Below are 20,691 nucleotides of genomic sequence, written 5' to 3' on the forward strand. Positions count from 1 at the left end.
AAGTTACTTACTAATAAATCTTAAATATCTATTTTGAATACTAAGGTCTTCTTTAAATTGTCCTAAGAAATAATTTGTAACTGTTGTTGCAGTTTCTTTCTTAATACCTCTCATGGTCATGCATTGATGAGTTGAGTCGATTGTTACTGCTACACCTTTTGCATCTAAAGATTCCATTATTGTTTTAGCAATTTGCATTGTAAGTCTTTCTTGAGTTTGTAATCTTTTTGAAAAAACTTCAACAACTCTAGCAAGTTTACTTAATCCCACAACTCTTTCGTTTGGAATGTATGCAACATGTGCAATTCCAATAATTGGAGCCATATGATGTTCACAATGACTTTGTACAGAGACATTTTTTTGTACAACCATGTCATCATATCCTTCGACATCTCCAAAAGTTTTATCTAAAATTTTATTAGGATCCTTACTATAACCAGCAAAATATTCTTTGTATGCTTTAACAACTCTCTTAGGAGTTTCTAATAACCCTTCTCTACTAGGATCTTCACCCATCCAAGTTAAAATAGTTTTAAAAGCCTCTTCAGCTTCTTTATCAGAAACTTTTTTGGTATCTAAAATCTTACTATCTGTCTCTTCGACTAATTTCATAAGGCAAGTTTATACAGTAAATCCTTGTTTTTAAAATATTTATTATATTTGCTAATATGCTACATAATTACCTAATTATGTTTAGAAAAAGAGAAAATATAGTCGAAATTGAAGAAGGTAAACTCCTTTCACCAAAATTTGATAATGACGGGTTAATTCCAGTCATCACAATGTGTTCTAAGACTAAAGACATTCTTATGCATGGGTACATGAATGTTGAAGCTTTTAAAAAAACTATTGAGACTAAAGAGGCTCATTATTTTAGTAGATCTAGACAGCAAATCTGGCACAAAGGCAAAACTAGTGGCTTCACTCAAAAAGTAATAGAGATTAGAATTGATGATGATCAAGATTTAGTTTGGTTAACTGTTGATATTGGTGATGGATCAAGTTGTCATGTTGGTTATAGATCGTGTTTTTATAGATCAATTCCATTGGGTCCAATTAATAATGGCAGAAAGGTTGAAATGAAATTTGAGGAAAAAGAAAAATCTTTTGACCCTGAAGTTGTCTACAAAGATCACCCTAATCCTACAAAAATATAATGACTGATAAACAAAAAAATGTTCTAGGTGAAAACCTGGAAGAATGTTCTAACGACCCGTTAACGGGATGGCATCGCGATGGTTGTTGTAGCACTGATGAAAATGATCATGGTGTTCATACTGTTTGTGCAAAAGTTACAACAGAATTTTTAGAATGGTGTAAAGAAGCTGGTAATGATTTAATAACCCCTCATCCTGAATTTGGTTTTCCTGGATTAAAAGATGGAGATGGTTGGTGTGTTTGTGCTAGCTGGTATGCAAGAGCCGTTGATGCAGGAAAACCTTGTCCTGTGTATTTAAAAAGAACTCATGAAAAAACTTTAAAACTTGTTTCTATGGAAGCTTTAAAGAAAAACGCTATTGATTTATCTTAGTCAATCTAATTTTTAAATCCTTTTCTTGAAAAACCTAAAATGAACTAATAGATTTTATGAATGGAAATTGCTACAAAAATAGCTCCAATAGCTTTAGCTCTTATAATGTTAGGGCTTGGGATGAGTTTAACTATCCATGACTTCATAAGAGTAATTAAAATTCCAAAAGATTTTTTGGTTGGCTTTATTTGTCAATTAATTTTATTACCAATTGTTGCTCTATGTATAGCATTAATACTTAACTTATCTGCAGAACTTGGTCTTGGATTGATGCTAATTGCATGTGCACCTGGTGGTGTTACATCAAATGTCCTTACTAAATTTGCTGATGGAGATGTTGCACTTTCAATAACACTGACTGCTGTTGTTAGTTTGATTAGTATTATTTCAGTTCCATTTATAATGTTTGCATCAATTGATTTCTTTGAAATTGAAATTGTTAAAGAAATATCTATGACTGGTATTGCTTTAAAAATGTTTCTTGTTGTTACAGTCCCAGTAATAATTGGGATGATAATTAGGCATTTTGCTAAAAATTTTGTTGATAATCAAGCTTCATTAATTCAGAAAATCTCAGTTATATTATTCATGCTTGTGTTTGCTGCTATTTATCTTGAAGAGTGGGATAATATTATAACTTATTTTGCTCAAGCTGGCTTGCCCACTTTATTGCTAAATATATCAATGATGATTTTAGGTTTTTATATTGCAAAATATTTTACATCTGGAGTTGCACAACAAAGATGTATTTCAATAGAATGTGGACTTCAAAACGGAACTTTAGCACTTTTTGTTGGGACACAGATATTTGGTGAAAATATTACTACTTTTATTATACCAACAGCTGCTTATGCTTTGATAATGATGATAACTTCTATAATTTTTATATTTATTCTTAGAAAAAATACTTAAAATTTTAATTATCTTTCATTAAACTTAAATTATAAACACGTGCAGTAAGTTTAGATAAGTTATTAAAGGTATTTTTTTGTACATCTAATATTTCTTCTTGATAAACACCTGTTGAAAAATAATGTTTTTTACTATCTATTTTTAAAAAGTTTTCTTTAATTAATTTATTTAATTTTCTAATAACTGTAGCTCTTGGGATGCCTGTAATATCTGAAATAGACATTGCATTAATGCCTGTATCATCTATTTGATCAGCAAAGAAATATTTTTCTACATAAAATTCCTTACTCATTTCACTATTATCATTTTTTTTTGAATTTAAAGCATGATTGATTATAACAATGCCACTAACATGAAAAGATTCTAGGTCACCAAAAACTTTTTTAAATCCTAATAACATAGGCATTTGCATTTGATAATAAAGTTGCCAAATATATGAAAAATACTCCTTACATGTTTTTGTTAGACTTTCACTACTTAATGGTTTTTGTATTAGCCCCTCGCTAACACATATTTTTGAAAAAGTTGATAAAAATCTTGTCATTCTTTTTATCGTTTCTTGAGGTTTAATATTTGGCCAAGTGTTTCTATCTATTATAATCTTTTTATTTATTCTTTTTATTGCACCCATTTCTTCTAATTCATTAATTTTTCTTCTAGCTGTTTCTTTTGGTATATTAAGAGATTTAGATATCTCCATTACATTAATTGATTTAATTTCAACCTCATTTTGATCAAAATACTCATCATAATCTAACTTCACAAAGTTTTTAGAATATGCTTCAAATGTCTGCATTAATAAATGCATAATGATCATAAATTTTTCATAGTCATGAAAAGTTCTATAAACATTATTCACCCAAGCCAATTGTAGTGGTGCCCAAACAGGTATTATGGAAACAAAGTTTTTCTCTATTACTTCTCGTACATCCTCACTGCGGATTTGCTTTGATACTTCAGGTAATAATTTAGACATAATATTATATTTTAACCCAAAATGAACATAATTAAGAATAGAGTCAACCCAAAATGAACATCGGGTGAATTGCTATATTTATAATTTAATGGTTTATTAACTTGTGAGTGCTGAAAAAATAATTTCTACAGAGATAAATGATCTTCCTCCTTTAGCGACCCCTGAAAAGAGCAAGGAAGTTTCATCATCAGGTCGAGTTGATATAAATATTCTCTTAAATAGAGCTAGAAAAGTTAAAGAAAAAGAAACTCTAACAAACCTAGTTTTTATCGGATTAACGCTCTCTCTGATTTTTATTGTTGGATTAATTTTATCTTTTTAAAAGGATATTTCTAATTACATATTTCCATATTTAGGTCCACCACTTCCTTCTGGCGTTACCCAAGTAATATTCTGAGAAGGTTCTTTTATATCGCAAGTTTTGCAATGAATGCAGTTTTGTGAGTTTATGACAAATTTATTTACACCATTTTCATTTTGAACCTCATAAACACCTGCAGGACAATATCTTTGCGCTGGTTCATCAAATTTTTCTAAAGTATAATTTATTGGTAAGTTTGGATCTTTTAAATGCAAGTGTACAGATTGATTATCAGTATGATTAGTTCCTGTTAAATAAACAGAACTTGTTTTATCAAATGTAATCACATTATCTGGTTTAGGGTAATCAATTTTTGGCATTTCATTTGCTGGTTTTAGTGTTTCGTGATCAGCATGTTTGTGTCTTAAGGTAAAAGGTAATTTTCCTCTAAATAGTATTTGATCAATTCCAGTAAATATTATTCCAAGAATTAAACCCCAGCTAAAACTTGGTTTAACATTTCGGGCAGTATGCAGTTCTTCATAAACCCAACTTTTTTTAAATTTATCTTCATAAATTGATAAATCTTGTTTTTCTTTTAAATGTTCATTTATGGTCTCAGCAGCAATCATTCCACTTTTCATTGCAGTGTGTGATCCTTTAATCTTAGGCATATTTAAAGTTCCTGCATCACAACCGATTAATAAAGCACCAGGCATAAACATTTTTGGTAAACTTTGAATTCCACCTTCAATTAAAGCACGTGCGCCATATGAAATACGTTTTCCACCTTCAATTATCTTTTTAATTGCAGGATGAGTTTTAAATCTTTGAAACTCATCAAACGGTGAAAGGTGTGGGTTTTTATAATCAAGACCAATTACATAGCCTAAAAAAACTTGTTTGTTTTCTGCGTGATAGATAAAGCTTCCACCATAAGTATTGTTATCTAGTGGCCAACCTGCAGTATGCATTACCATTCCCTCTTCATGATTTTGTTCACTGATTTCCCAAATTTCTTTAAACCCAATTCCATATTGTTGAGGATCTTTACCTTCTGATAAATTATATTTTTCAATTAATTGTTTACCAAGATGTCCTCTGCATCCTTCTGCAAAAACAGTAACTTTTCCTAAAAGCTCTATGCCTGGTTCAAAGCTATCTTTTTTGTTTCCATCTTTATCAACTCCCATGTCTTGAGTTGCAACTCCCTTAACTGATCCATCTTCTTTGTATAAAATTTCACTTGCGGGAAAGCCTGGAAATATTTCTACACCTAAAACTTCGGCTTGTTCTGCTAGCCATCTACATAGGTTTGCTAAACTGATTATGTAATTATTATGATTTTGTTGAACTGATGGAAGTAGCCATGTCGGCCAGCTTAATGATTTTGATTTTCCTAAAAATAAGAATTTTTCTTTAGAAACCTTAGTTTTTATAGGTGAATTAAGTTCTTTCCAGTTTGGTAATAACTCATCTAAAGCTCTAGTTTCAAACACATTACCACTTAGAATATGCGCACCAATCTCTGAAGCTTTTTCAAGTAAACACACATTTAATTCTGGATCCAATTGTTTAAGTTTAATTGCCGTAGATAGTCCTGAAGGACCACCCCCAACGATTACCACATCATAATCCATTGCTTCTCTAGGCATATGTTGAATTTTTACAGTACTGATTATTTTTGTATACTATTTAATTTATTCAATTCTTCTAAGAATTGAGGTAATGCCTCAAATAAGTCTGCTTCCAGACCATAATCTGCGACACTAAATATTGGCGCTTCACCATCTTTATTTATAGCAACAATAATTTTACTTTCTTTCATTCCAGCTAAATGCTGAATTGCTCCAGAAATTCCAACTGCAATATACAAATCTGGAACAACAACTTTGCCAGTTTGACCAACTTGATGTTCATTACTAATATAACCCGCATCAACTGCTGCACGTGATGCTCCAATTGCTGCATTTAATTTATCTGCAATATCAGTTATTAATTTAAAATTTTCTCCATTTTGCATTCCTCTTCCACCAGAAACTACAACTCTAGCAGTTCCAAGCTCAGGTCTGTCTGATTTAACCTCTTCTCTTTTAATAAATTTTGATAATGTGAACTCTTCAGTAGCTTCAATTTTTTCTATTGGAGCAGAGCCACCAGAAGTTTCACAAGGCTCAAAAGATGTCGGTCTAATTGTTATGCATTTTTTTGTGTCTGTACTTTTTACTGTAGCAAATGCATTACCCGCATAAATAGGTCTTCTGAATGTATCAGCTGATATCACTTTAGTGATGTCACTTACTTGAGATATATCTAAATTTGCTGCTATTCTTGGCATCAAATTTTTACCAAATGTATTAGCAGAACTAACAATATGAGAATAATTTTCTGAAACTTTTACAACTAATGGTGCAAAGTTTTCTGCCAAGTAGTTTTCATAGTGAGTAGCTTCAGCATGCAATACTTTTTTAACAGCTGGCATTTCAGATAATGATTTAGCAACATCTCCACAATTATTTCCAATTAATAGGACATGCACATCTCCATCCATTTGTGATGCTGCAGTAATTGCGTTTAATGTAAAAGGTCTTACTTCTTTATTATTATGTTCTGCTATTAATAAAACTGACATTATATTACCTTTGCCTCATTTTTAAGTTTGCTAACTAACTCGGCAACACTTGCAACTTTAATTCCTGCTTTTCTTTTTGGTGGTTCTTCCACTTTAATTTGTTGAACTCTAGGTGTGGTATCAACTCCTAAGTCAGCTGCTGTTAAAATTTCCAAAGGTTTTTTTTTAGATTTCATAATATTTGGTAGTGAAGCATAACGTGGCTCATTTAATCTTAAATCACATGTCACAATAGCTGGCAGATTAACTTCAATTGTTTCTAATCCTTCATCAATTTCTCTTGTTACTTCTAAAGTTCTGTCTTTTATTTCAATTTTTGATGCAAATGTTGCTTGAGGCCAATTCAATAAAGCACTTAACATTTGGCCTGTTTGATTACAGTCATCATCAATTGCTTGTTTACCCATAAAAACTAGGTCTGGTTTTTCTTTTTCAACAATTTTTTGTAGTGCTTTTGCTACGGCTAATGGCTCAACAATTCCTTCAGTTTTGATTAAAATTCCTCTATCAGCACCAACTGCCAATGCTTTTCTAACAGTTTCTTGTGATTTTTCTTCACCGACTGTAATTGCAATAATCTCTGTCGCCTTACCTGCTTCTTTAATTTTTACAGCTTCTTCAATCGCATTGTCATCGGGTGGATTGCTCGACATTTTTACATTATCAGTAACAACACCAGTTCCATCCTCTTTAACTCTGACTTGAACGTTGTAATCAATTACTCTTTTAACTGCGACTAATATTTTCATTATGCTCTCAATAAATTATTTTCTGGATCGTAAGGACTTCTCATCTAATACAGTAGCATCGTACATTTTTCCTAAAATATCAATTTTCAATTTTTGACCAGTTGTCGCAACATTAGGGTTCACCATTCCTAACGCAATCGATTTACCTAATCTAAATCCAAAATCTCCTCCTGTTGCACGTCCAACAACTTTATCGTTTTCATAAATTGGATTGTTTCCTAGAACATCCGCATCTTCAACATTGTGAATTTCCATAGTAACCAGTTTATTTTTAAAACCTTTTTCTCTCCATTTATTAAGCGCTTCTAAGCCAATAAAGTTTCCTTTATTAGGATGTATAAATCTATCTAGTCCAGATTCGTAAGGTGAATATTCAATTGATAATTCTGTCCCAACAAGTTTATAAGATTTTTCAAGTCTTAAACTATTCATCGCTCTAATCCCATAAGGCTTAATACCTAAACCTTTGCCAGCTTCCATCAATTTATCAAATATATGGTTTTGGTATTCAATTGGGTGATGAAGTTCCCAACCCAATTCACCAACAAAGTTTACTCTCATAGCATTCACTGGTGCATTTCCAACATTTACATTTTTAGCACTCAACCATTTAAAGTTTTCACCAGAAAAATCATCACTGGAAACTCTTGTCATTAATTCTCTTGCCTTTGGACCAGACACAACAAGTACACCCATACTATTAGTTAGATTTTCAAATTGAACTGTCCCATCATTTGGCATCCATTTTTGAATCCAATCATGGTCTAATCTTTGGTTTGCTCCTGCAGAAACTAAATAGAAACTATCTGGAGCTTCTCTCATTATTGTAAATTCAGAATGAACTCCTCCTTTAGTATTAAGGGCATGACATAAACCAATTCTTCCTATTTTTTTTGGAAGTCTGTTTGCTACTAAATAATCTAAAAATTCTTCTGCACCAGATCCTTTAATTCTACATTTTGCAAATGCAGTCATATCTAAAAGACCCACATTTTCTTTTACATTTTTACATTCTTTTTTTATTGCTTCAAACCACTTGGATCTTCTAAAAGACCAATCATCTTTTTGTTCCATTCCATCTACTGCAAAGAAATTAGGTCTCTCCCAGCCAAATTTTTGCCCAAAAACAGCACCTAATGCTTTCATTCTATCGTAACAAGGTGATGTTCTTAATTCTCTAGCAGCACCTCTTTCTTCGTCTGGATAATGAACTTTAAATACATGGTTGTAAGCTTCTTCATTTTTTTCTTTTAAATAGGATTTTGTTGCATAATCACCAAACCTTCTGGGTTCAACACCAAGCATATCAATTGTTGGTTCTCCATCTACAATCCATTCTGCAAGTTGCCAACCTGCTCCACCTGCTGCAGTAATACCAAAGCTATGTCCTTCATTTATCCAAAAATTTTTAAGTCCCCAAGCTGGACCAACAATAGGGTTTCCATCAGGTGTGTAACAAATTGCTCCGTTATAAACTTTTTTTACACCTACTTCGCCAAAGGCTGGAACACGATGAATTGCACCTTCTATGTGTGGTGCAAGTCTATCAAGATCTTCTTGGAATAATTCGTACTCTGAATCTTTTGATGGGCCATCTACATAACAGGCTGGAGCACCATCTTCATATGGTCCTAATATTAAACCACCAGCTTCTTCTCTCATGTACCATCTGCTATCACTATCTCTTAAAACTCCCATCTCTGGTAAGCCTTCTTTTTTTCTTTTTAAAATATCTGGATGTGCTTCTGTAACAATATATTGATGTTCAACTGGAATAACTGGAATATCTAAACCAACCATTTTTCCAGTTTGTCTTGCAAAATTTCCTGAACAAGAAATAACATGTTCACATTCAATAGCTCCTTTATCAGTTTCAACAATCCATCCATCTTTAGTTTGTTTAATTCCAACTACAGCTGTATTTCTATAAATCTCTGCACCCATATTTCTTGCGCCAGTTGCCATTGCTTGTGTTAAGTCTGCAGGTTGAATATATCCATCCTCTGGGTGTTGGATTGCGCCAAGTAAATCATCCGTACGACATAAAGGCCAAATTTCTTTTACCTGATCTGGAGTTAAAAATTTTACATCAACACCTATAGTTTGTGCAACACCTGCATATTGGTGGTACTCATCCATTCTATCTTTAGTACTTGCTAAACGAATGTTTGAGACAACGCTGAAGCCAACATTTTGTCCTGTCTCTTCTTCTAATTTTTTATAAAGATCAACCGCATACTTATGAAGCTGTCCAACTGAATAACTCATATTAAATAATGGAAGCAGACCTGCTGCGTGCCAAGTTGATCCTGAAGTTAATTCTTTTCTCTCGACAAGAACAACATCTGACAAACCTTTTTTTGCTAAGTGATAAAGTGCACTAACTCCTACTACACCACCACCAACTACAACAACTTTAGCTTTAGATTTCATTAGTCCGATTCCTACTATTTTTTTATTATTAACGAAACAAAAATCGTTTAGTTATTAGTTTAAACCGAAGATCCAAGAGGCATTGGCGCGGAGACCATTGTGGTCAGCCAGCAGTCCTTAAGAGGGCCCTCTTTTATATATTTTTCAACTGCCCACTTAAATTTATAGTAGACCTTATCTCTATCAAGAACTGTTACTTCAAAAAGAGCAGTTAAATCATCAGATTTTACCTCCACAACCTTATGGTCCAAGTGATTAAGAAGCATCACATAAGATTTTCCTTTTATCATCGTTTTAAAACGATCTATAGGACCTGTATTTTTTTGATTATTTGGATGTGCAAATTCCCAAGTCTGCTCAATTCCATTATCCTTTTTTGGATTATCGTTCTGTTTTAAACTTCTTAATTGGATTTTGACAACTTGATAAGGTTCAATCCCATTGTTAGGCTTAACTAATTCAGCAAATGATGGAGATGTTAAAAATAAAGTAATTAAAATTACTTTATATATTTTGTGCAGTTGTTCTGACGTCTTCCAAAAATTGTTCTCTTTTTTTATCACTGACAAACGGTACAGCAAAATATCTTCTGTAAACAATATTATAAATGCCACACATGTGAAATACGCCTCTTTTTAATCTTCTTATAGGTAAGTTTAAGAAGAAGGTTGTAATAGCGAGCCTTGGAGACCCATAAGTACAAAAAATTATAGCTTTTTTATCTTTTAAATTTCCCATTGGATAACCATAATTTCCAACTAATTTTTTAAATGTAAATGCCCATGGTGGTGACAAAACTTTATCTATCCATCCCTCCACTATTGCTGGCATTCTAAAGTTCCAAATAGGTGCAATTAGAACAATGGTATCACACTTCTCAATACGTCTACGATGATCCAGAACATCTTCACCAGCTTGTTCACCTGCAAAAACAGGGTTAAATTTTTCCCTATATAGATCTACACAATCGACTGAATGACCGTTTGCTTCAGCTGTTTTTATGAATGCATCTCTAATAGCAGCGTTAAAGGATTTTTCGTTATAGTGACCATATAAAAGAAATATTTTTTTCATTTGTGTATTTTTAAACTAGTTCTATAAGAAAGCCATGAAAAATTTTTATGTAATTGAAGGTGAGCATACCAACCCTAACGAGATTGAAACGATATTAAAGAATACTAAAAAAAAACATGGCCCTTTTGAAGAGCAAGAAGCTACCCAAATTGCCAAAGGGTTAATTCAAAAAAATATAGATGATTTTTATCATCGAGCATGGGTAGTCAAAAACTAGCCCTATAAAGTTGGATAAACTAGGTTTATCATTAAAATATTAATTATCAATTTAATAGAAATAATTTACTAAATTATTCCAAATAATTTTTGAAATTCAATTTTAGTACACTTATTAGCAATGTAATAAATTTTATTTTTTGTAGCAATTTCTTTAGCCTTATCATTTTCAATATTAAGTTGTAGCCACAAAACATGTGCCCCAATTTCTTTAGTTTGATTAGCTATATCTATAGTCTCTTCACTTGGTCTAAAAACGTCAACAATGTCTACTTTTTCTTTTATATCTAATAGAGTTCCATGAACTCTTTCTCCATGTATTGTTTCATTTATACATGTTGGGTTTACAGGAATAACTTTATAACCAGATTTTTGTAAGAATTTCATTACTATATTCGAATCCTTTTCTTTTTTTTTACTTGCCCCAACTAAAGCTATTACTCTTGAGCTAATAAATAGTTCTTTAATTTTATCGTCTATTATTTGTTTTTCCATTTGGGTTTTCTTTTTTCTAGAAATGCAGATATTCCTTCTTTTGCATCCATTGCCATCATATTTTTAGTCATCATTTTACTTGTGTACGCGTAAGCTTTTCTTAATGGCATTTCTAATTGATTATAAAAAGTTTGCTTTCCAATTTTAATTGTAAGACTTGATTTTGAAGAAATAGTTTTGGCAACTTTTAATACTTCATTGTTTAATTTTGATTTAGAAAAATGATTATTAATTAGTCCAATTTCTTTTGCGTAATTTGCTTTAATAGGATCTCCCGTTAACAGCATATGCATCATTCTTTTTCTATTAACTTTTCTACTAACAGCAACCATCGGTGTGCTACAAAATAAACCTATATTTACTCCTGGTGTTGCAAAAATTGCCTCATTAGAACTGTAAGCTAGATCACAACTCGCAACTAATTGGCATCCCGCAGCAAATGCTGCTCCATGAACTTTTGCAATAACTGGCTTTTTTCCTTCAACTATTTGAAGCATAAATTTTGAGCAAAGATTGAAAAGTTTTTGATATTTTTTTCTTTTATTTAATCCACTTACTTCTTTTAAATTATGACCTGCACTAAAACCTTTTCCAGACCCTTCAATAATTATTACCTTAATATTTTTGTCTTCATCTAATTTTTTAAAAGCTTTAATTAAATCTTCTAAATTTTTAAATGAAAGTGCGTTATATGTTTTTGGCTCATTAATGATGATTGAAGCAATATCTTTATTTAAAAGTTTAATTTTAATATTACTTAAGTTTGCCATCTTCTCTCATTTTAGCTCTAATTTTTGTTGCAGAGATTTGTTGTATTTCCTCTGATAAAACAACTTCTTCTATTTTATAACCAACTCCTCTTCCGTAACAAATATTAGTAATATTAGGAACCATCATTACTTTAAATCTTCCTTTAAATTCTGGGTTTAGCTTTTCTTCAATATTTTTTTTAACTGTGTCAAAATCAAATGGATTATCATCAACACCTTGAACATCTCGAATTTGAATACAAACTTGACCTGTTTTTTTAATAATTTCTTGAAATAAAGCATAGTGACCATCATGAAATGGTTGCCATCTGCCAAGCATTTGTGCTGTCGGTTTTTTATTATCCCACTCATAAGCCATTATTTTATTCCCTTTACTATTATTGGTGCCCAATGTTTAGCATCTTGAGTTGTAACCTGACAGTCAAATTTTTCAGGTTTAACAAACATCTTGTTAGTATCATCAAAACGTCCCTCTTTTATTGTATTTACCCAAACAATATAATCTGCTGGAAATAAATTTCTTGCTTCAGGCGTTGGACAAACAAAGTCTGCTACAACATAATTTCCATCATCTTTTAATTTTTTTGCAAAATCTGCCATTCTTTTGGCTTGTCTTGTTCTGCCTTCTTCTGAAAAATCCCAATCATTAGCTTCTTTTCTAACTTCATCAGCATTAAGTCTTTTAGCATTTAGTGATGGGGCAATTTCATTTGCCAAAGTTGTTTTGCCAGATCCTGGTAGACCCATTATTAATATTATTTTCATTTTATTTTATAACCTCATATAGACCCAGCCACGCATTTACATCTTTGCTGGCAATATAGTCTGATTTAAAAAATACAATTTCTTTCCATTTATTCTTATCTTTTAATTCTTTTATTTTTTTATCAAACCCATACTCTTCATAAATTCCTTCATTAATAGTAAAACAAATCAGTCCTTTATTTTTAGTAATTCTTACAAATTCCTCTAAAGCATTAGGTTTAACATGGGCATAAGTAAAGGTTCCAACACACATGACCGCATCATAATAGTTATCATTAGTTTTTATGGGTTCATTTAAGTCTACTTTATCTAATTTTTTATATAAACCTTTTGGAATTGTATCTAATAAAGTTTTAGATAAATCTGCACCATAAAAATTATTATATCCAAATTTTTTCAATTCTTTTCCAACTAAACCTGTTCCACAACCTGCATCAAATATTAGCATATCTTTATTTTCAGCATACTTTTTAAAGATATTTACCGTTTCTTTTGGACCTGAATAGTCCCAATCAACCATATCTTTATTATATTTATCTTTATTTCCCCACTCATCATAGAAATTCATTACTTGTTTGGTGGTTTTTAGTTTGTAAATTGGAATTTTATTTCCTACATCTTTTTTTGACATTTATTCTTTCATTCAGTTAAATTATTAGCGACCCACTTATGAAATTGATGAGTTGGATTGTCCATTACTGGAGAAAAATTTCCACCATTATATGCTGGTGAATTTCTACCTTCTTGCATACCTTCAATAGCTTTTATATCTTCTGACATAACATTTTTCCAAATTCTTGAATTTTCTTTTCTCATACCTTCAAATTCTTTTCCATTAGCACTACTGTCTCCTACATAATACATGACTAAATGTTCTTTGGTTTCATTAATTGAAATAGGTTCTAACCAAAAAGCATAGAAATGATCGATATGCAAACCGATCATAACATTTGGAAATAAGGCTATATATTCTGAATTTTTACTTAAATCTTTTGGCCATTTTTTAAAATTATCAAATGTCTTATTTTCTTTAATTAATTGATTATATTTTTTACTACCCTGACCTGCAAATCTGTTTGGTAAACCTTGAATATGATAATGATCATTTATATTTGATATTTTGTTTAATTCTGGATGAATTGTTGGTAAATGATAACTTTCACAATAATTTTCAATTGCAAACTTCCAATTACTTTTCACATTTAAACTAAAATACCCATGGTCCTTAGAGGTAACGAGTAAATGTTGATCTTCTTTAGAAATAAATTTTGACCACCTACTTTCTAGAGGTTTAACATATTCGTTAAATTCTATTTCATTATTATGAATATTAACAAATATTATATCCATCCAAACTGTAGTTCGAACCTCTTTTAGATTACTTTTAGTTTTATCAAATTTCTCTGATTCGTGAATATTTAACCCTCCAATATGAGGTGTGGCTATCAATTTTCCTCCAAAATCATATGACCAAGAATGGTAAGGACATCTTAAAACATTTTTTAAAGAACATGGCTCGTCCAAAAGCTTAAATCCTCTGTGACTACAGACGTTATGAAACACTCTGATTTTCTTCTCTTTATCTCTCAATATGATTAATGGGATCCCTAGTAAGCTATATGGTTTGGCATCTCCAATATTAGGCACTGAGCTTGCTACTCCAATTACACACCATTTGTCTGCAAAAATCTTCTCTCTTTCGTACATCATGTAGTCAGGGCTCGTGTAGCATGCATTTGGTAGGCCATGAGCTTGCTCAATAGGGTTGTTTACCACCTTGATCTTTGCCACATCCAGGATATCTGACAAGGTAAGATTTTTAGGATTTTCAGACATTTAAAAAAATTATCACCAGCATAATTTTTGGCAACAAATATTTTTGTCCACAGGATGAATTTCTTTGACAGCATTTACAAAAAAGATAATCATCGGGAAAATGAATTTTTCACTTGAGGTTGGACCTCAAACAGATCTTGATACATTGCCTCCCGTTAAGGATGTTTATATAACCATGCTTCCAGGAGGAGATTATAAAGAGACAGCTAACCAGTCAGCTGAATTAGTTAAAAAAGGATTTAATCCAGTTCCACATTTTCCAGCAAGATCAATTACTGATGACGCTCAACTTAAAGATTACATTTCAAGATGTAAAGATGTGGGTGTTAAACAAGCTTTAGTAATTGGAGGAAGTAGAGAGCCAGTTGGAAAATTTGATAGTTCAATTCAAATTTTAGAGACAGGATTTTTTGATGGAATTAAAATAGGAATAGCAGGACATCCGGAGGGAAGTCAGGATATTTCTGATAAAGAATTAGAAAAGGCTATGATAGATAAAAAACCTTACGCCGACTATATAGTGACCCAATGGTTATTAGAGAGTCAACCTATCGTAGATTTCATTTCTAAGCAGTCAGTACCAGTGCATGTAGGAATTACTGGGCCAATGAAAATAACTAGCTTGATTAAATTTGCTAATATTGTCGGGGCGAAAAATTCTATAAACTTTCTTAAGTCTAATTTTAGTAAGGCATTAGATTTATTGAAACCTAAAGACCCTAATGAATTAATTGGGAAAGTGAAAGAGTTTACTGGCAACTTCCACATTTATACATTCGGCGGCTTGAAGGAAACTAACAAGTGGTTGAGGGAGAACAGTTATGTCTAATGAATTTGACTATACTAAACTAAAGCACGTGACTTCAGTTGATCAATCAGATCGTGAAGTACCATATAACTTAAGACAAAGTGGCCCTACAAAAGTTGAAATGTTAATTTCAACAAGAGTAAGAAAGTCTCCATACTGGCATCTATCAATGGAAGCCGGTTGTTGGAGAGCAACTGTTTACAATCGTATTTATCACCCAAGAGGTTATGTAAAACCTGAAGATGGTGGAGCTATGGTTGAATACGAAGCAATTAAAAATCACGTTACAATGTGGAACGTTGCTGTTGAAAGACAAATTAGAGTTAAAGGTCCTGATGCAGAAAAGTTTACTGACTACGTTATAACTAGAGATGCAACTAAAATCTCACCAATGAGAGCAAGATATGTAATTCTATGTAATGCTTATGGTGGTGTTTTAAATGATCCTATTCTTCTTAGAATTTCAAAAGATGAATTTTGGTTCTCACTATCAGACTTCTGATATTGGAATGTATCTTCAAGGTGTTAACGCTGATGGAAGATTTGATTGTACAATCGAGGAAATTGATGTTTGCCCAGTGCAAATTCAAGGTCCTAAATCAAAAGCTTTAATGAAGGACCTTATTGGTGATCAAGTGGATCTAGATAACATGCCTTTCTATGGTTTAGCTGAAGCAAAAGTTGGTGGAAGAAGTTGTGTTATTTCACAATCTGGTTTCTCAGGTGAAGCTGGATATGAAATTTACTTAAGAGAAGCAACTAAATACGCTGATGATATGTGGAATGCTGTTCTTGCTGCAGGTAAAAAACATAGCCTAATGGTTATCGCTCCTGCTCACCATAGAAGAATTCAAGCTGGAATTCTTTCTTGGGGACAAGATATGGATCATCAACACAATCCTTTCCAGTGTAACCTTGGTTATCAAGTTTCATTAGCCGGCAAAGGTGAATGGAACAAGAAAGCTGACTACATTGGTAAAGCTGTACTAGAGAAAATGGGTGCAGAGCTTAAGGATGGAAAAAAACCTTACAAACTTCAGTTAGTAGGTCTTGAAATGGGTGGAAAACCAATTGAAGAATATGCTCCTGACTTTTGGTTAGTGTCACCTGAGAGTGGTGGAGATCCTGTAGGATTTATCACATCACCTTGGTATCACCCTGAAAAAGGTCAAAATATAGCAATGGGATATGTACCATTTGATGGAACATTAAATGCAAACGGATTCCCTAAAGGAAAAGTTGGAACTAAATACAAAGTTCACTTACCTGCTAAATATTCTGACACACCAGGAGCACCTGTTGATGCTGTGGTAGTAGATATACCATTTACAGAATCTTATAACGCAAACACAAGAGAAGTCGTTAAAGGTTAAATTAATTATTTGGGGGAGATTAATTCTCCCCCACTAATAATGACAAAATCATTCCTAATAGCTATTTGCATAATAATAGTAATTGCTTTAATACTCTTTCCACTATTTGTTTCTTATAAAGCACAGAAAAATAATAAAAAAAAAAAATAATGTTTGGTCAATTTCTAAATATAATTGTTCGGTCTATTAAATTAGATAAAACTCTCTACAAAGATAACAAGAACTTTGGTGAAGCTGCAATATATTTTGCAGGTCTTATAATGATACTAGACGGCTTAGCTGGGGCTGTTGCTGCAAATACTGTTATTAAAACTGCTGTTGCAATGTCTGGCTTAACTGCCATTCTTACTTGGTTTGTATGGGGACTTTTTATTTATGTGATCGGTGTAAAATTATTTCCAGATAAAGAAACTAAAGTTCCATTTAAAAAAGTATTAACAGCTGTAGGGTTTGCTCATGCGCCTGGGCTTTTAAGATTTTTTGCTGTAACTCCAGATTTAATGATCCCAATAATATTTCTAACTCAGTTTTGGATATTTGCAGGATTAATCATTTCAACAAAACAAGTTTTAAATTTAAAGTCTAATTTTAAATCATTTGGAATAGTCTTTTTAGCTTTTTTAATAATTGCTTTTCTTTCAATATCTTTTGTAATGAGCAAAATGAATGCTCTGCCTATTAGTAATATTAGTTAAATCGGAAATATAGTTTTTGAAAGTTTACAAGAATTACAGGTTTTAAATCCTGTTAAAATTAAATTTTGAGAAACGCTTTCGTCTTCTTTTTTACATTCTTCACAGAAGTTATCAATTTCTTCAAAATTTTCACTTACTTCAATTTTTTTATCTTTTTTCATATTTTTTTGATCCTGCTTTTTTTACAAAATAAAGACCTACTAGTACTGCAAGCAATGAAACTATAACTTTATCGGTAATTAATTCATCTAAAAATATATAACTTAAACCAATACCAAAAATAGGTATTAAGTAAGAAACTTGTGACTGAAATATTAATCCATTATTTTTTAAAATTCTGAACCTAAGTAGCCATGCTAATCCCGTTGATACCAGACCCAGATAAATAACTGAAACACTTGATTCTACTGATGGTATTGTATTCCAAGGTTTTTCTATAAAAGAAACTAGTGGTATTAAAATTATTATAGCCCAAATTAATATTGAGCCTGTTACATTCTCATTTTTTTTATTACTGATTTTAAGAGTTAAAACTCCTCCTATGACATAACAAGTTGATCCAAGTAAAATCATTAATGCAGAAAAAAAATTGTTATCATTGATTAAAAAATTGTCAGAGAATAAATAGATAATTCCTGAAAATCCTATCAAAATTCCAAATGTTTTGATAAAATTAAATTTTTCATTTTTTGTAAAAAAATGCCCTAATACTGTTGAGCTTAATGGTGTTGTCGACATTAATATTGCTGCTAAGTTACTTTGAACAGATTTAACACCATAAGCTATTAAGAAAAAAGGAGCGACTAAGTTAACAAAACCTATTATTGCAAACCAATGCCAATCTTTTGAAAAAGCTTCTATTTTTATTTTTTTATAAAAACATAATAATAGTACTGGAATTGATCCAAATAAAACTCTTAAGAAAGCAATTGTAATTGGACCAAAAGATTCTGTTGCAATCTTAATGTTAAAAAAAGCTGACGCCCATATTAAAGATAAAATTATTAATAAAATATAATCAATTAATTTAGGCTGTCTCATTCAATTATATCTTCAACTTTACCATTTGTAATTTTTTGAATATTTTTAAAATTAATCTTAAAAACACAGTTTGGATGTCCTGCTGCAGCAAATAATTCATTAAACCTTTCTAAAGAATTGTCTATTATAATTTCAATTTTCTCTAAATGACCAATTGGGGACACACCACCTATTGTATATCCAGTTTGTGTCTTAACTTCCTCTGGTGATGCCATTGAGATATCTTTTTTATCTTTAATCTTTTTTATTTTATTTAATGAGCACCTCTTATCACCTGCCACTAAACACAAAGTAAAACTATCTCCTGTTTTAAATAACAAACTCTTAACAATTGCACCCACATTACAATCTAAAGCTTTAGCAGCATCTTGTGCTGTTCTTGCTGAATTTTCTAAAATTATAACTTCTAGAGATTGGTCAAAGTTCTTAAGAAATTTTTCTGCTCTTTTAACAGGTTCTTTATCTAATAAGCTCATATTTCAACTAATAATTGATTGATAATTTAACAAATAATGATGTAATTCATATGTAAAAAACGCATAGGTGATATTTATTATTCAAGCAATATTATTAAGGAAACATTTGTTATTAATTGACCATAAAATTTAAAAAGGGAGAAACTATGACTGCAGCTAATGTTTTAAAGCTCATGAAAGAAAAAGAAGTTGAATTTGTTGATTTAAGATTTACCGACCCTAGAGGAAAACTTCAACATTTAACAATGGATCACACCATTGTTGATGAAGAAATGATAAACGAGGGTGTATTTTTTGATGGTTCATCTATAGCTGGTTGGAAGGCAATTAATGAATCTGACATGATTTTAAAGCCAGATACTTCAAGACTTGTTATGGACCCTTTTACTTCACACAACACATTAATTCTTTTTTGTGACATTCTAGATGCAGTTAAAAGATCTCCTTACGAAAGAGATCCAAGAGGAACAGCTAAAAAAGCAGAAGAATATTTAAAAAAATCTGGTATTGGTGATAAAGCTTTTTTTGGTCCTGAACCTGAATTTTTTGTTTTTGATGATGTTAGAATTAATAATGATCCCAACAACACTGGTTTTAAAATAGATAGTAAAGAAGGTCCTTATAATTCAGGTACAGAGTATGCAAATGGAAATATGGGTCATAGACCTCCAGTAAAAGGTGGTTACTTTCCAGTTCCTCCAGTTGATAGTGAACAAGACATGAGAGGTGAATACTTAAAAAGTTTAAAAGAAGTGGGTATTAAAGTTGAAAAACATCACCACGAAGTAGCCCCAAGCCAACATGAGCTAGGTATGTACTTTGGAACACTTGTTGATCAAGCTGATAATGTTCAGTTATATAAATATGTAGTTCAAATGGTTACACATTCATTTGGTAAGACTGCAACTTTTATGCCAAAACCAATTGCTGGAGATAACGGTTCAGGCATGCACATTCATCAATCAATTTGGAAAAATGATAAGCCAGTTTTTTCTGGTGATGCTTATGCTGGGTTATCTGAAACAGCACTTCATTACATTGGTGGTATTTTAAAACATGCAAAAGCAATTAATGCTTTTTCAAACGCTACGACAAATAGTTACAAAAGATTAATTCCAGGATTTGAAGCCCCTGTTCTACTTGCTTACTCTGCAAGAAATAGATCGGCTTCTTGTCGTATACCGATTTCATTAAGTAAAAATGGTGCAAGATGTGAAATAAGATTTCCTGATGCCTCAGGAAACCCATACTTAACTTTTGCTGCTATGCTTATGGCTGGTTTAGATGGAATTAAAAATAAAATACATCCAGGTGAATCTTTTGATAAAGATCTTTATGATTTACCCCCAGAAGAAGTTAAAAATATTCCAACTGTTTGCGGCTCTCTAAGAGAGGCTATGGAAAGTTTGGATAAAGATAGAGAGTTTTTAACTGACGGTGGTGTATTTACTGATGATCAGATTGATGCGTACATTGCATTAAAATTTGAAGAGATACATAGATTTGAACATGCACCTCATCCTGTAGAATTTGAGATGTATTACAGTAGCTAAGATTAATTACTGTCTAGTTGTTGCGATTGTATCTTTGTTAATTCCTTTTTTAACA

At 31.7% G+C, this 20,691-nt stretch carries 24 protein-coding genes and 2 pseudogenes; 9 read left to right on the forward strand and 17 right to left on the reverse strand.

Features of this window, described 5'->3' with window-relative positions; translation table 11 throughout:
• Positions 1-3: 3 nt before the first annotated feature.
• Complete coding sequence (gene folE / locus ABXT61_RS04500; RefSeq protein ID WP_415285885.1) at positions 4-612, reverse strand: GTP cyclohydrolase I FolE; 609 nt, start codon at positions 610-612, stop codon at positions 4-6.
• A gap of 77 nt (positions 613-689) precedes the next feature.
• Between folE and hisI the strand changes: the two genes are divergently transcribed.
• From hisI to ABXT61_RS04515, 3 genes are read left to right on the forward strand one after another with little or no spacing between them, the layout of a single operon-like run.
• Positions 690-1,157, forward strand: a complete 468-nt coding sequence (hisI, locus tag ABXT61_RS04505; protein ID WP_415314581.1) for a phosphoribosyl-AMP cyclohydrolase — start codon at positions 690-692, stop codon at positions 1,155-1,157.
• Positions 1,157-1,531, forward strand: coding sequence for a DUF2237 family protein (locus tag ABXT61_RS04510; RefSeq protein WP_415314582.1), 375 nt, complete (start codon positions 1,157-1,159; stop codon positions 1,529-1,531). The genes hisI and ABXT61_RS04510 overlap by 1 nt, the downstream gene beginning before the upstream one ends.
• Positions 1,532-1,591: 60 nt before the next feature.
• Positions 1,592-2,443, forward strand: a complete 852-nt coding sequence (locus ABXT61_RS04515) for a bile acid:sodium symporter family protein (RefSeq protein WP_415314583.1) — start codon at positions 1,592-1,594, stop codon at positions 2,441-2,443.
• A 4-nt stretch (positions 2,444-2,447) separates the two neighbouring features.
• On the opposite strand, the gene ABXT61_RS04520 is transcribed toward ABXT61_RS04515, so the two are convergent.
• Positions 2,448-3,419: a DeoR family transcriptional regulator gene (locus tag ABXT61_RS04520; protein WP_415314584.1), complete on the reverse strand. Its 972-nt coding sequence runs from the start codon at positions 3,417-3,419 to the stop codon at positions 2,448-2,450.
• A gap of 103 nt (positions 3,420-3,522) precedes the next feature.
• Between ABXT61_RS04520 and ABXT61_RS04525 the strand changes: the two genes are divergently transcribed.
• Positions 3,523-3,741: a hypothetical protein gene (locus tag ABXT61_RS04525; protein WP_415314585.1), complete on the forward strand. Its 219-nt coding sequence runs from the start codon at positions 3,523-3,525 to the stop codon at positions 3,739-3,741.
• A 14-nt stretch (positions 3,742-3,755) separates the two neighbouring features.
• On the opposite strand, the gene ABXT61_RS04530 is transcribed toward ABXT61_RS04525, so the two are convergent.
• The 6 genes and pseudogenes from ABXT61_RS04530 to ABXT61_RS04555 form a co-directional block, all read right to left on the reverse strand.
• Entirely contained in the window at positions 3,756-5,375 is a 1,620-nt protein-coding gene (locus ABXT61_RS04530; RefSeq protein ID WP_415314586.1) for an electron transfer flavoprotein-ubiquinone oxidoreductase, read from the reverse strand.
• Between the two features lie 23 nt (positions 5,376-5,398).
• Positions 5,399-6,352 carry an electron transfer flavoprotein subunit alpha/FixB family protein gene (locus ABXT61_RS04535; RefSeq protein ID WP_415314587.1) on the reverse strand — a complete coding sequence of 318 codons (954 nt, stop codon included), beginning with the start codon at positions 6,350-6,352 and terminating at the stop codon, positions 5,399-5,401.
• Positions 6,352-7,101: an electron transfer flavoprotein subunit beta/FixA family protein gene (locus tag ABXT61_RS04540; protein WP_415314589.1), complete on the reverse strand. Its 750-nt coding sequence runs from the start codon at positions 7,099-7,101 to the stop codon at positions 6,352-6,354. Before ABXT61_RS04540 ends, ABXT61_RS04535 begins: the two co-directional genes overlap by 1 nt.
• Positions 7,101-9,534 (reverse strand): annotated as a pseudogene (locus ABXT61_RS04545) (GcvT family protein). The gene ABXT61_RS04540 and the pseudogene ABXT61_RS04545 overlap by 1 nt, the downstream one beginning before the upstream one ends.
• 59 nt (positions 9,535-9,593) lie before the next feature.
• On the reverse strand, positions 9,594-10,097 hold the full coding sequence (locus ABXT61_RS04550; RefSeq protein ID WP_415315940.1) for a DUF4864 domain-containing protein: 504 nt from the start codon (positions 10,095-10,097) through the stop codon (positions 9,594-9,596).
• Entirely contained in the window at positions 10,039-10,608 is a 570-nt protein-coding gene (locus ABXT61_RS04555) for an NAD(P)H-dependent oxidoreductase (RefSeq protein WP_415314590.1), read from the reverse strand. Before ABXT61_RS04555 ends, ABXT61_RS04550 begins: the two co-directional genes overlap by 59 nt.
• Positions 10,609-10,642: 34 nt before the next feature.
• On the opposite strand from ABXT61_RS04555, the gene ABXT61_RS04560 reads away from it, so the two are divergent.
• Positions 10,643-10,825 carry a hypothetical protein gene (locus tag ABXT61_RS04560; protein WP_415299504.1) on the forward strand — a complete coding sequence of 61 codons (183 nt, stop codon included), beginning with the start codon at positions 10,643-10,645 and terminating at the stop codon, positions 10,823-10,825.
• A 68-nt stretch (positions 10,826-10,893) separates the two neighbouring features.
• Here the strand turns inward: ABXT61_RS04560 and ABXT61_RS04565 are convergent, their stop codons facing one another.
• The 6 genes from ABXT61_RS04565 to ABXT61_RS04590 are packed head-to-tail and all read right to left on the reverse strand — an operon-like array spanning position 10,894 to position 14,690.
• A complete protein-coding gene (locus ABXT61_RS04565; RefSeq protein ID WP_415314592.1) occupies positions 10,894-11,319 on the reverse strand; it encodes a CoA-binding protein in 426 nt (141 codons plus the stop codon).
• Positions 11,304-12,089, reverse strand: coding sequence for an enoyl-CoA hydratase (locus ABXT61_RS04570; RefSeq protein ID WP_415314593.1), 786 nt, complete (start codon positions 12,087-12,089; stop codon positions 11,304-11,306). The genes ABXT61_RS04565 and ABXT61_RS04570 overlap by 16 nt, the downstream gene beginning before the upstream one ends.
• Positions 12,073-12,447: a cytidyltransferase gene (locus tag ABXT61_RS04575; protein WP_415314594.1), complete on the reverse strand. Its 375-nt coding sequence runs from the start codon at positions 12,445-12,447 to the stop codon at positions 12,073-12,075. Before ABXT61_RS04575 ends, ABXT61_RS04570 begins: the two co-directional genes overlap by 17 nt.
• Positions 12,447-12,854, reverse strand: coding sequence for an AAA family ATPase (locus ABXT61_RS04580; protein WP_415314595.1), 408 nt, complete (start codon positions 12,852-12,854; stop codon positions 12,447-12,449). Before ABXT61_RS04580 ends, ABXT61_RS04575 begins: the two co-directional genes overlap by 1 nt.
• Before the next feature lies 1 nt (position 12,855).
• Positions 12,856-13,485 carry a class I SAM-dependent DNA methyltransferase gene (locus tag ABXT61_RS04585; protein WP_415314597.1) on the reverse strand — a complete coding sequence of 210 codons (630 nt, stop codon included), beginning with the start codon at positions 13,483-13,485 and terminating at the stop codon, positions 12,856-12,858.
• Positions 13,486-13,493: 8 nt separating this feature from the next.
• A complete protein-coding gene (locus ABXT61_RS04590) occupies positions 13,494-14,690 on the reverse strand; it encodes an aromatic ring-hydroxylating oxygenase subunit alpha (RefSeq protein ID WP_415314598.1) in 1,197 nt (398 codons plus the stop codon).
• Positions 14,691-14,790: 100 nt separating this feature from the next.
• Here ABXT61_RS04590 and ABXT61_RS04595 point away from each other — a divergent pair, with 100 nt between their 5' ends.
• The 3 genes and pseudogenes from ABXT61_RS04595 (at position 14,791) to ABXT61_RS04605 (ending at position 17,566) form a co-directional block, all read left to right on the forward strand.
• Positions 14,791-15,519 (forward strand): methylenetetrahydrofolate reductase, encoded by a 729-nt coding sequence (locus ABXT61_RS04595; protein ID WP_415314600.1) that lies wholly within the window; start codon positions 14,791-14,793, stop codon positions 15,517-15,519.
• Positions 15,512-16,871, forward strand: a pseudogene (locus tag ABXT61_RS04600) (glycine cleavage T C-terminal barrel domain-containing protein). Before ABXT61_RS04595 ends, ABXT61_RS04600 begins: the two are co-directional and overlap by 8 nt.
• 149 nt (positions 16,872-17,020) lie before the next feature.
• The gene (locus tag ABXT61_RS04605; RefSeq protein WP_168607360.1) at positions 17,021-17,566 is read left to right on the forward strand and encodes a hypothetical protein; all 546 of its coding nucleotides are present in this window, start codon (positions 17,021-17,023) and stop codon (positions 17,564-17,566) included.
• Here the strand turns inward: ABXT61_RS04605 and ABXT61_RS04610 are convergent.
• Genes ABXT61_RS04610 through ABXT61_RS04620 form a run of 3 tightly spaced genes read right to left on the reverse strand, consistent with a single transcriptional unit; the run spans position 17,563 to position 19,083 of the window.
• Positions 17,563-17,727, reverse strand: coding sequence for a hypothetical protein (locus tag ABXT61_RS04610; RefSeq protein WP_415314601.1), 165 nt, complete (start codon positions 17,725-17,727; stop codon positions 17,563-17,565). The genes ABXT61_RS04605 and ABXT61_RS04610 overlap by 4 nt on opposite strands.
• The gene (locus ABXT61_RS04615; RefSeq protein WP_415314602.1) at positions 17,714-18,607 is read right to left on the reverse strand and encodes a DMT family transporter; all 894 of its coding nucleotides are present in this window, start codon (positions 18,605-18,607) and stop codon (positions 17,714-17,716) included. Before ABXT61_RS04615 ends, ABXT61_RS04610 begins: the two co-directional genes overlap by 14 nt.
• Complete coding sequence (locus ABXT61_RS04620) at positions 18,604-19,083, reverse strand: YbaK/EbsC family protein (protein WP_415314603.1); 480 nt, start codon at positions 19,081-19,083, stop codon at positions 18,604-18,606. The genes ABXT61_RS04615 and ABXT61_RS04620 overlap by 4 nt, the downstream gene beginning before the upstream one ends.
• 146 nt (positions 19,084-19,229) lie before the next feature.
• On the opposite strand from ABXT61_RS04620, the gene glnA reads away from it, so the two are divergent.
• Positions 19,230-20,636, forward strand: coding sequence for a type I glutamate--ammonia ligase (gene glnA, locus ABXT61_RS04625; protein WP_415314604.1), 1,407 nt, complete (start codon positions 19,230-19,232; stop codon positions 20,634-20,636).
• The last annotated feature ends 55 nt before the right edge of the window (positions 20,637-20,691 follow it).

Source organism: Candidatus Pelagibacter sp. Uisw_137 (assembly GCF_047720245.1).
GTDB lineage: Bacteria > Pseudomonadota > Alphaproteobacteria > Pelagibacterales > Pelagibacteraceae > Pelagibacter.

What these genes read in the sequence shown, in the direction of transcription:
- ABXT61_RS04580 (WP_415314595.1), bottom strand. Translation starts at nt 12,854, where the DNA reads ATGAAAATAATATTAATAATGGGTCTACCAGGATCTGGCAAAACAACT.
- ABXT61_RS04540 (WP_415314589.1), bottom strand. Translation starts at nt 7,101, where the DNA reads ATGAAAATATTAGTCGCAGTTAAAAGAGTAATTGATTACAACGTTCAA.
- ABXT61_RS04530 (WP_415314586.1), bottom strand. Translation starts at nt 5,375, where the DNA reads ATGCCTAGAGAAGCAATGGATTATGATGTGGTAATCGTTGGGGGTGGT.
- ABXT61_RS04515 (WP_415314583.1), top strand. Translation starts at nt 1,592, where the DNA reads ATGGAAATTGCTACAAAAATAGCTCCAATAGCTTTAGCTCTTATAATG.
- ABXT61_RS04595 (WP_415314600.1), top strand. Translation starts at nt 14,791, where the DNA reads ATGAATTTTTCACTTGAGGTTGGACCTCAAACAGATCTTGATACATTG.
- glnA (WP_415314604.1), top strand. Translation starts at nt 19,230, where the DNA reads ATGACTGCAGCTAATGTTTTAAAGCTCATGAAAGAAAAAGAAGTTGAA.
- ABXT61_RS04575 (WP_415314594.1), bottom strand. Translation starts at nt 12,447, where the DNA reads ATGGCTTATGAGTGGGATAATAAAAAACCGACAGCACAAATGCTTGGC.
- ABXT61_RS04605 (WP_168607360.1), top strand. Translation starts at nt 17,021, where the DNA reads ATGTTTGGTCAATTTCTAAATATAATTGTTCGGTCTATTAAATTAGAT.
- ABXT61_RS04590 (WP_415314598.1), bottom strand. Translation starts at nt 14,690, where the DNA reads ATGTCTGAAAATCCTAAAAATCTTACCTTGTCAGATATCCTGGATGTG.
- folE (WP_415285885.1), bottom strand. Translation starts at nt 612, where the DNA reads ATGAAATTAGTCGAAGAGACAGATAGTAAGATTTTAGATACCAAAAAA.
- ABXT61_RS04615 (WP_415314602.1), bottom strand. Translation starts at nt 18,607, where the DNA reads ATGAGACAGCCTAAATTAATTGATTATATTTTATTAATAATTTTATCT.
- ABXT61_RS04585 (WP_415314597.1), bottom strand. Translation starts at nt 13,485, where the DNA reads ATGTCAAAAAAAGATGTAGGAAATAAAATTCCAATTTACAAACTAAAA.
- ABXT61_RS04510 (WP_415314582.1), top strand. Translation starts at nt 1,157, where the DNA reads ATGACTGATAAACAAAAAAATGTTCTAGGTGAAAACCTGGAAGAATGT.
- ABXT61_RS04555 (WP_415314590.1), bottom strand. Translation starts at nt 10,608, where the DNA reads ATGAAAAAAATATTTCTTTTATATGGTCACTATAACGAAAAATCCTTT.
- ABXT61_RS04565 (WP_415314592.1), bottom strand. Translation starts at nt 11,319, where the DNA reads ATGGAAAAACAAATAATAGACGATAAAATTAAAGAACTATTTATTAGC.
- ABXT61_RS04610 (WP_415314601.1), bottom strand. Translation starts at nt 17,727, where the DNA reads ATGAAAAAAGATAAAAAAATTGAAGTAAGTGAAAATTTTGAAGAAATT.
- ABXT61_RS04620 (WP_415314603.1), bottom strand. Translation starts at nt 19,083, where the DNA reads ATGAGCTTATTAGATAAAGAACCTGTTAAAAGAGCAGAAAAATTTCTT.
- hisI (WP_415314581.1), top strand. Translation starts at nt 690, where the DNA reads ATGTTTAGAAAAAGAGAAAATATAGTCGAAATTGAAGAAGGTAAACTC.
- ABXT61_RS04560 (WP_415299504.1), top strand. Translation starts at nt 10,643, where the DNA reads ATGAAAAATTTTTATGTAATTGAAGGTGAGCATACCAACCCTAACGAG.
- ABXT61_RS04570 (WP_415314593.1), bottom strand. Translation starts at nt 12,089, where the DNA reads ATGGCAAACTTAAGTAATATTAAAATTAAACTTTTAAATAAAGATATT.
- ABXT61_RS04520 (WP_415314584.1), bottom strand. Translation starts at nt 3,419, where the DNA reads ATGTCTAAATTATTACCTGAAGTATCAAAGCAAATCCGCAGTGAGGAT.
- ABXT61_RS04535 (WP_415314587.1), bottom strand. Translation starts at nt 6,352, where the DNA reads ATGTCAGTTTTATTAATAGCAGAACATAATAATAAAGAAGTAAGACCT.